At 71.2% G+C, this 8,775-nt stretch carries 6 protein-coding genes and 1 pseudogene; 5 read left to right on the top strand and 2 right to left on the bottom strand.

Going from position 1 to position 8,775, the window contains the following annotated elements; translation table 11 throughout:
• Together AC30CM_RS26415 and AC30CM_RS26410 are read right to left on the bottom strand one after the other, a co-directional pair.
• The coding region (locus AC30CM_RS26415; RefSeq protein WP_490119877.1) for an ABC transporter permease at nucleotides 1-733 on the bottom strand (733 nt) is incomplete at its 3' end.
• 56 nt (nucleotides 734-789) lie between these two features.
• Nucleotides 790-1,791 carry an iron ABC transporter substrate-binding protein gene (locus AC30CM_RS26410; RefSeq protein WP_490119878.1) on the bottom strand — a complete coding sequence of 334 codons (1,002 nt, stop codon included), beginning with the start codon at nucleotides 1,789-1,791 and terminating at the stop codon, nucleotides 790-792.
• 373 nt (nucleotides 1,792-2,164) lie between these two features.
• Here AC30CM_RS26410 and AC30CM_RS26405 point away from each other — a divergent pair, with 373 nt between their 5' ends.
• The 5 genes and pseudogenes from AC30CM_RS26405 to AC30CM_RS26385 form a co-directional block, all read left to right on the top strand.
• Nucleotides 2,165-3,541, top strand: a complete 1,377-nt coding sequence (locus tag AC30CM_RS26405) for a hemolysin family protein (protein ID WP_490119876.1) — start codon at nucleotides 2,165-2,167, stop codon at nucleotides 3,539-3,541.
• Nucleotides 3,541-4,593 (top strand): hemolysin family protein, encoded by a 1,053-nt coding sequence (locus tag AC30CM_RS26400; protein WP_490119875.1) that lies wholly within the window; start codon nucleotides 3,541-3,543, stop codon nucleotides 4,591-4,593. The genes AC30CM_RS26405 and AC30CM_RS26400 overlap by 1 nt, the downstream gene beginning before the upstream one ends.
• Entirely contained in the window at nucleotides 4,574-5,476 is a 903-nt protein-coding gene (locus tag AC30CM_RS26395; RefSeq protein ID WP_490119874.1) for a 3-methyladenine DNA glycosylase, read from the top strand. Before AC30CM_RS26400 ends, AC30CM_RS26395 begins: the two co-directional genes overlap by 20 nt.
• Nucleotides 5,477-5,523: 47 nt before the next feature.
• Nucleotides 5,524-7,713: a malate synthase G gene (locus AC30CM_RS26390; protein ID WP_490119873.1), complete on the top strand. Its 2,190-nt coding sequence runs from the start codon at nucleotides 5,524-5,526 to the stop codon at nucleotides 7,711-7,713.
• A gap of 55 nt (nucleotides 7,714-7,768) precedes the next feature.
• Nucleotides 7,769-8,775, top strand: a pseudogene (locus AC30CM_RS26385) (hypothetical protein); the annotation flags it as partial.

Genomic DNA, 8,775 nt, shown 5'->3' with positions numbered 1-8,775 from the left:
GCCGTAGCGGCGGCGCCAGTCGCGGCGTGCCACCGCCCACCCGGTAGGCCGCCGCGCGGCCCCGCGCCGCGGTCTCGGCGGCCACCAAGACCGCGGCGATCAGCAGCAGCACCAGCGCGAGCACCGCGGCGCGGGCGGGGTTGAACCCCGAGCGGTAGGCGCCGTAGATCACCCAGGTGAATGCCTCGAACCGCATGGCGGCCACCGCGCCGAAGTCGCTGAGCACGTAGAGCGCCACCAGCAGGGCCCCGGCGGCGATCGCGGCCCGCGCCTGCCGCAGCGTCACCAGGAACAGCACCGCCACCGCGCCGTACCCCAGCGACCGCGCCACCTCCTCGTGCGCCGGGTCGACGCGGCGCAGTGCGGCGACCGTGGTCATGAAGACGTAGGGGTAGCTCACCAGCGTGAGCACCAGGCACGCCCCCCAGAACCCCGCGGCCTGCGGGACCGCCGACACCCACAGATGGGCAAGCAGGTACGACGGCATCGCCAGCGGCAGCGTCACCGCCACCGCCCACCACCGGCGCCCGGGCAGGTCGGTGCGGGTGACCAGCACCGCGAACGCGACGCCCAGCACCACGCACGCCGCGGTGACCACACCCACCAGCAGCAACGACCGGCCGATCAGTGCGAGCGTGCGGGGCTGGGCCAGCTCGGCGACCACGAAGGACCAGCCGCGGGTCAGCGCCCGGTCCCCCAGGTACGCCAAGGGCAGCAGCGTCGCACCGACCACCAGCCCGGCGGCCCCGACGAGCAGCCAGGGCGGGCGGTCGCGCCGCGTCTGCGCCGTCAGTTGGTCAGCAGCCCAGTCTGGACCAGCAGCTCCTGCGTCGCCTCGAGGTCCTCGAGCCGCGACAGGTCGACGGCGGGCGGCTGCAGTTCGCTCAGCGCGGGGATGTCGGCGGCCGGGGCGACGCCGTCGACCAGCGGGTACTCCTCGGTCTCGGATGCGAAGAACTGCTGCGCGGCCGGACCCACCAGGTAGGCGGCGAACCGGTTGGCACCGGCGGCGTTCTTCGCGGTCTTGAGCACCCCGACGCCTGCGACGTTCACCAGACCACCGGGGTCACCCGGTGCCATGAACTGGTTGCGGGCCACGACGGCGTCGGGCCCGTCGGCCGCGATCAGCTCGTAGAGGTAGTAGTGGTTGGTGGGTCCCAGGGCCACCTCGCCGGAGTTCACGGCGTCGCGCAACGCCACGTTGTTCTCGTAGGGCCGGGGGTTCTGCGCCTTGAACGCCCGCAGCCACTCCTCGGCCGCCGCGTCGCCACGCGCCACCCGCAGGCCCGTGACGAACGCCTGCCACGACGCGTTGCTCGGCGCATACCCGATGCGGCCCTGCCACTGCGGGGCGAGCAGGCCGTCAATGGTGTCGGGCGGCGTGGGCGCCAACTGCTCGTTGTAGACGACGACGCGTGCCCGGCCGGACACGCCGACCCAGGTGCCGTCGGCCGCCGAGTAGGCCGCGGGCACCGCCGCCAGCGTCTCGGTGTCCAGCGGCGCGAACAGGCCCGCCTTGGAGACCGCTCCCAGGGCGCCGGCGTCTTGGGACAAGAACACGTCGGCGGGCGACTGGTCGCCCTCGGTGAGCAGCTGCGCGGCCAGCTCGCCGGAGCCGGCGTAGCGCACCTGGACGCCCACGCCGGTGTCGGCGGTGAACTTCTCGAACAGCGGTGCGACGAGGTCCTCGCTGCGCCCGGAGTAGACCAGGATGGTCGAGTCGCCGGCTGCACCAGAGTCGGAGGCCGGCGAGGACGCCGGTGTGGAGCTGCATCCGGACAGGGCGAGCATCGCGGCGACGGTGCCGATGCCGGCGACGAGACGGGTGAGGGGCACGGGAACGGACCTGCCTTTGACGTCGGGAAATGGTCGGTTCCCGCCAAGCTACCGCAACCAAGGCAAGCCTCACCTGAGGTCTCTCAGCGCTCTCTCAGTACCTAGCCTGGGCTAATATGTTCGGCATCCAATCTCCGATCGAAAGGGATCACGTGCCGCAGGCACCCGCCGTGGCTCCCGGCAACGCATCGGGCGCCGATGGCCAGCGGCCGACCCCCGAACGGGAATCTCGGAACGCCCGCCAAGATTCGGAGCCTTCCAGTAGGCAGCCGGGCCGAGCGCCCGGCGTCGCACCGCGCCCCCGCCCACGACACGTGGCGGTGCCCCGATGAACCCCACCTTCACGGCACTGAGCCTGTTGGCCTTCGTCGTCCTGACGCTGGGCACCGCCGTGTTCGTGGCCGCGGAGTTCTCGCTGACGGCCCTGGAACGCAGCACGGTCGACGCCAACGCCAAGTCCGGTGGGCGCCGCGACGCCATCGTGCAGAAGGCCCACAAGACGCTGTCGTTCCAACTGTCGGGCGCGCAGCTGGGCATCTCGATCACCACGCTGGCCACCGGTTACCTCGCCGAACCCGTCGTCGCCCGGCTACTGCACGGGCCGCTGGCGGCCATCGGCCTGCCCGCGGACATGGTCGACGGCGTGGCGCTGGCACTGGCGCTGCTCATCGCCACCTCGATCTCGATGGTGTTCGGCGAGCTGGTGCCCAAGAACCTCGCCGTCGCCAAGCCGCCGGAGACGGCCCGCTGGGCCGCACCCCCACAGTGGTGGTTCTCCCGGCTGCTGACGCCCGCCATCAAGGTCACCAACGGCACCGCCAACTGGGTGCTGATCCGCCTGGGCATCGAACCGGCCGAGGAACTGCGTTCGGCGCGCTCGCCGCAGGAACTGGTGTCGCTGGTGCGCAACTCCAAGGAGAGCGGTTCGCTGGACGCGAGCACCGCCGACCTCGTGGACCGTTCGCTGAAGTTCGGCGAGCGCACCGCGGAGGAACTCATGACGCCGCGCTCCAAGATCGAGGCACTCGACGCCGACGACACCGTCGCCGACCTGGTGCGGCGGGCCACCGAGACCGGCTACTCGCGGTTCCCGATCATCGACGGCGACCTGGACGCCACGATCGGCATCGTGCACGTCAAACAGGTCTTCGCCATGCCCGACGAGCGGCGAGCGGTGACGCGGCTGGCGACCGTCGCGGTGCCCGTGGCCATCGTGCCGTCGACGCTCGACGGCGACGCGGTGATGACCGAGATCCGCGCCAACGGCCTGCAGACGGCGTTGGTGGTCGACGAGTACGGCGGCACGGCAGGCATGGTGACCGTCGAGGACCTGATCGAGGAGATCGTCGGCGACGTCCGCGACGAGCACGATGACGCCACCCCCGACGTGGTGGCCTACGCCGACGGGTGGCGCGTCTCGGGGCTGCTGCGCATCGACGAGGTGAGCACCGAGACGCCGTTCCGGCCGTCGGAGGGTGAGTACGAGACCATCGGCGGGCTGGTGCTGCAAGAGCTGGGCCACATCCCCGAGCTGGGTGAGACCGTCGAACTCACGGAGTTCGACCCCGATGCGCCGCTGGACGATCCGGTGCGCTGGCAAGCCAAGGTGATCCAGATGGACGGGCGCCGCATCGACGTGCTGGAGCTGACGCGGCTGGGCCGCCGCGGCGAGCGGGACGACGAGCGGGACGGGGGTGACGCCTGATGGGTTCGGACGTCTTCGGCGTGCTGCTGACGGTGGTGCTGCTGGCACTCAACGCCTTCTTCGTCGGCTCGGAGTTCGCGCTCATCTCGGCGCGGCGCGACCGCCTGGAGGCGCTGGCCGAACAGGGCAAGAAGAGCGCGGTCACCGTGATCCGCGCCGGGGAGAACCTGTCGCTCATGCTGGCGGGCGCTCAGCTCGGCATCACGGTGTGCTCGATCCTGCTGGGCCGGGTGGGCGAGCCCGCCGTCGCGCACCTGCTCGAGGCTCCCTTCGGGGCGGTCGGCATCCCGGACTCCGTGCTGCACACGGTGTCGTTCCTGATCGCGCTCGGCGTGGTGGTGACGCTGCACGTGCTGCTGGGCGAGATGGTGCCGAAGAACATCGCGATCGCGGGCCCGGAGTCCACGGCCATGCTGCTCATCCCGGTCTACCTGGTGTGGATCCGGGTGGCCCGGCCCTTCATCGCCTTCTACAACTGGTGCGCCAACACGACGTTGCGGGCGTTCCGGGTGGAACCCAAGGATGAACTCGAGGTGACGGTGTCGACCGTCGAGCTGTCCGAGATGATCGCCGAGTCGCTGTCGGAGGGGCTGCTGGACCCCGAGGAGCACGGCCGCCTCACCCGGGCCCTGCAGATCCGCACGCGCGTGGTCGACGACGTGGCGATCCCGCTCGACGAGATCCGCGTCGTGACGGCCGCCGAGGCCGGCCGGGGGCCGACGGTGGCGGCCATCGAACGGGCGCTCGCCGACACCGGGTACTCGCGTTTCCCGGTCACCGACGCCGCGGGCGTGATCACGGGGTACGTGCACATCAAGGACGTACTGCCGCTGATCGACGACCCGGACGCGGTCGTGGATCGGGAGATGGTGCGGCCGCTGCCCACCGTGCCGTCGTCGATGCCGCTGACGACGGCGCTATCGCGGCTGCGCCGGGACAACAGCCACCTGGCGCTGGTGACCACCGGCGACACCATCACCGCGATGGTGGCGCTGGAGGATCTGGTGGAAGACCTGGTGGGCACGGTGCGCGATGGCACGCACCGGTTCTGAGGCCCCCGCCGTCGCGACGGTGCTGACCCACGACCAGTGGACCGACCGTGAGCGGCGCCACCTCGCGCGGGCCGACCGCTTCGTCGCGCCGCATCGGGAGCGCACCCGCCGGGGCGTCGCACACCCGGTGTGGGACTTCCTGTTCACCTACTACAGCCTCAAGCCGCGTCAGGTGCAGCGCTGGCATCCCGGGTTCGGGGTGGCGCTCACCGGCCCAGGGGCCGACCGTTTCACCGACCGCGCCGGCTACGAACTGCGCGACGGCATGGTGAGCGTGGGCGCGGCCTACCTGCGGGCGCGGCTGCAGACGGTGGAGTTCGTCTCCGACCTGCTGCGGGCCACCGCGCGGCGCGCGCCGCGGCTGAACTGCTTCGGCCTGCACGAATGGGCCATGGTGTATCGCGCCCACGAGGTGCGGCACGGACAGGTGCCGCTGCGCCTGGGTGCGGCGGGCACCGACGACGTCGTGGAGTCGATGCCGCTGCGCTGCACGCACTTCGACGCGTTCCGCTTCTTCACGCCGGCGGCGGCGCCGCGCAACGCGGCCCCGCTGTCGCGCGAGGGCCAGGTGGCCAGCGAGCAACCCGGCTGCCTGCATGCCGGCATGGATCTGTACAAGTGGGCGGCCAAGCTGGGCCCGCTGGTGGCGTCCGAGCTGCTGCTGGACTGCCTCGACCTGGCGGCCGACGCGCGCGCGGTCGACATGCGGGCCAGCCCGTACGACCTGACCGACTATGGTTTCCAGGCGATCGAGATCGAGACCCCGGCGGGCCGTGCCGAGTACGTGCGCGCTCAGCAGGCGATCGCCGATCGCGCCGCGCCGCTGCGCGCGGCCCTGATCGAACGGTGTGACGTGCTCGTCGGGGCCGCGCGGCGGGCATGACCGGGATTACCCGCGGGTAAGCTTGATCGACGCTCGAGGAGGAGACCATGTCTGAACGCGTGACGGTGGGCACCCTGCAGGTGGCCCGCGTGCTCTACGACTTCATCACCAACGAGGCGCTGCCCGGGACCGGGCTGGACGCCGACACCTTCTGGGCGGGGGTGGACAAGGTGGTGACCGACCTGGCACCGCAGAACGCCGAGCTGCTCGCCCGCCGCGACGACCTGCAGGCGCAGATCGACAAGTGGCACCGCGCCCGCGTCATCGAGCCGGTGGACACCGAGTCGTTCCGCGAGGACTACAAGGCCTTCCTCACCGACATCGGTTACCTGCTGCCCGAGCCGGACGACTTCAGCGTCACCACCTCCGGCGTCGACGCCGAGATCACCAGCACCGCGGGCCCGCAGCTGGTGGTGCCGATCCTCAACGCCCGCTTCGCCCTCAACGCCGCCAACGCGCGCTGGGGTTCGCTGTACGACGCCCTGTACGGCACCGACGTGATCTCCGAGGAGGACGGCGCGGAGAAGGGGTCGAGTTACAACCGGGTGCGCGGCGACAAGGTCATCGCGTACGCCAGGACGTTCCTCGACGAGGCCGTGCCGTTGGCATCCGGCTCGTGGGCCGACGTCACCGGCCTGACCGTCTCCGACGGCGCGCTGTCGGTGGAACTGGCCGACCCGTCGGCCTTCGTCGGCTACCAGGGCGACCCGTCGGCCCCCACCGCCGTGCTCCTGCGGCATCACGGCCTGCACGTCGAGATCCTGATCGACGCGGACTCGCCCGTCGGATCGACCGACAAGGCCGGCATCAAGGACGTCGTGCTGGAGTCGGCGATCACCACGATCATGGACTTCGAGGACTCGGTGGCCGCCGTGGACGCCGACGACAAGGTGTTGGGCTACCGCAACTGGCTGGGACTCAACCGCGGCGACCTGGCCGAAGAGGTCGCCAAGGGCGGCAAGACGTTCACCCGCGTGCTCAACCCCGATCGCACCTACACCGCCCCGGATGGCGGCGAGCTGACCCTGCCGGGCCGCAGCCTGCTGTTCGTGCGCAACGTCGGCCATCTGATGACCAACGACGCCATCGTCGACAAGGACGGCAACGAGGTGCCCGAAGGCATCCAGGACGCGCTGTTCACCGGCCTCATCGGCATGCACGGCCTCAAGGACGGCGCGGTCGACGACGGCGCCAGCGGCCCGTACGCCAACAGCCGCACCGGCTCGATCTACATCGTGAAGCCGAAGATGCACGGTCCCGACGAGGTGGCGTTCACCTGCGAGCTGTTCAGCCGCGTCGAGGACGTGCTGGGCCTGCCGCAGGCGACGCTCAAGGTCGGGATCATGGACGAGGAGCGGCGCACCACGCTCAACCTCAAGGCCGCGATCAAGGCCGCCGCCGACCGCGTCGTGTTCATCAACACCGGCTTCCTGGACCGCACCGGCGACGAGATCCACACGTCGATGGAGGCCGGCCCGATGATCCGCAAGGGCGCCATGAAGGGCACCGCGTGGATCAAGGCCTACGAGGACGCCAACGTCGACGTGGGCCTGGCCTGCGGCCTGAAGGGCCGCGCGCAGATCGGCAAGGGCATGTGGGCCATGACCGACCTGATGGCCGACATGGTGGAGCAGAAGATCGGCCAGCCCAAGGCCGGTGCCACCACCGCGTGGGTGCCGTCGCCGACGGCCGCCACGCTGCACGCCATGCACTACCACCAGGTGGACGTCGCCGCCGTGCAGGCCGAGTTGGAGGGCAAGCGCCGCACCACGGTCGACGAGCTGCTGACCATTCCGGTCGCCAAGGAACTCGCGTGGGCTCCCGAGGAGATCCGCGAGGAGGTGGACAACAACTGCCAGTCGATCCTGGGTTACGTGGTCCGCTGGATCGACGCGGGCGTCGGCTGCTCCAAGGTGCCCGACATCCACGACGTGGCGCTCATGGAGGACCGGGCGACGCTGCGCATCTCCAGCCAGCTGTTGGCCAACTGGCTGCGGCACGGCGTCATCACCGAGGAAGACGTGAAGGCCAGCCTGCGCCGGATGGCCGCCGTCGTGGACGAGCAGAACGCCTCGGACCGCGACTACCTGCCCATGGCGCCGGATCCGGAGGCCAGCATCGCCTTCCAGGCCGCGCAGGAGCTGATCTTGGCGGGCACCAGCCAGCCGAACGGCTACACCGAGCCGATCCTGCATCGCCGCCGCCGCGAGTTCAAAGCCCGCCACGCTGCCCAGTGACTAGGTTTCGTGCGGGCCGACCGATCATTCGACACGACGAGCACGAAGGCTAGGGATGGGCAGGCACAGCATTCCCGATCCCGACGACGCCCAGGATCGACCGGAACCGTACGAGAGCGAGGGTGACGCGCGCGGTCCGGAGGCGGACGCCGACCGTCGGGCACCCGAGGCGGACGCCGACGACGAGGTGGACGCCGGTGGGTGGCGGACGGATCGGTCCTACGACGCGTTCCACGAGCTGGGCAGCCCCGACGAGAGTCCCGAAGCCGAGCCCGAAACCGGCGAGCAGCCTGCCGACGAATCGCCCACCCGGGCGTTCGCGGCGACACCGCCGCCGGGGCAGGCCCGCTCCGGCGGCCGCAACTGGGATGGCGAGTGGACCGGGAGCCATCGCGCCATCCAGCCGAAGCGTCGGGGCGTCAGCGTCGGCGTGATCGTGGCGCTGGTGTCGGTGGTGGTGATCGTCGCGGGCGTCATCCTGTGGCGGTTCCTCGGCGACGCCCTGTCCAACCGGTCCCAGGTGTCTGCGGCCCGCTGCGTCGAGGGCGAGGTGGCGGTGGCGGTACTCACCGACGCGTCGATCACCGACCAGGTGAACGCGCTGGCCGACCAGTTCAACCAGCAGGCCGCACCGGTCGGCGACAAGTGCGTGAAGGTGGGCGTGCGGTCGGCCGACCCGAGCCAGGTGGTCGACGGTTTCACCGGCACGTGGCCCGGCGATCTGGGCGACAAGCCGGCGCTGTGGATTCCGGCCAGCTCGATGTCGGAGGCGCGGCTGGACGCGGCGGCCGGTAGACCGACGATCAGCGACAGTCGGTCCTTGGTGACGTCGCCCGTGGTGCTGGCGGTGCGCCCGCAGCTCGAGGCGGCGCTCGGGCAGCGCACGTGGACGGATCTGCCCCGGTTGCAGAGCGACCCGGCGGGGCTCGACGGTGTGAACCTGCCCGGCTGGGGCGGGCTGCGCCTGGCCCTCCCCCGCAGCGGTGACGCCGACGCCACCGACCTGCTGGCCGAAGCCGTCGCGACGGCCGCCGCACCGCAGGGTGCGCCCGCCACGGCGGG

This window comes from Mycobacterium sp. DHQP2018-32-09, from assembly GCF_058148405.1.
This window is presented reverse-complemented; position numbering and strand designations above follow the sequence as displayed.